A 287-nucleotide genomic window follows, 5' to 3' on the forward strand; every position below is an offset into this window, starting at 1 on the left:
GTCAAAAACGGTGAGTTAGCGGCACCGATTGTTATTGGCCGAGATCACTTAGATTCAGGCTCAGTTGCCAGTCCAAATCGCGAAACAGAAGCCATGTTAGACGGCTCTGATGCGGTGTCAGATTGGCCATTAATGAATGCCTTACTCAATACAGCTAGTGGTGCAACTTGGGTGTCATTACACCATGGTGGCGGCGTTGGTATGGGCTTTAGTCAACATTCTGGGGTGGTGATAGTGGCCGACGGAACCGATGAGGCTGCGGTACGTTTAGGCCGAGTATTGTGGAA

1 protein-coding gene is annotated in these 287 nt (G+C 50.5%); it reads left to right on the forward strand.

The annotated features are described in order from the left end of the window. Positions 1 to 287 (forward strand): urocanase-related protein (locus AAEZ00_RS20990; protein WP_502959353.1); only part of this gene is annotated, 287 nt, incomplete at both ends.

Origin of the sequence: Shewanella sp. S1-49-MNA-CIBAN-0167, from assembly GCF_040310145.1 — a bacterium.
Classification (GTDB): Bacteria; Pseudomonadota; Gammaproteobacteria; order Enterobacterales; family Shewanellaceae; genus Shewanella; species Shewanella psychromarinicola.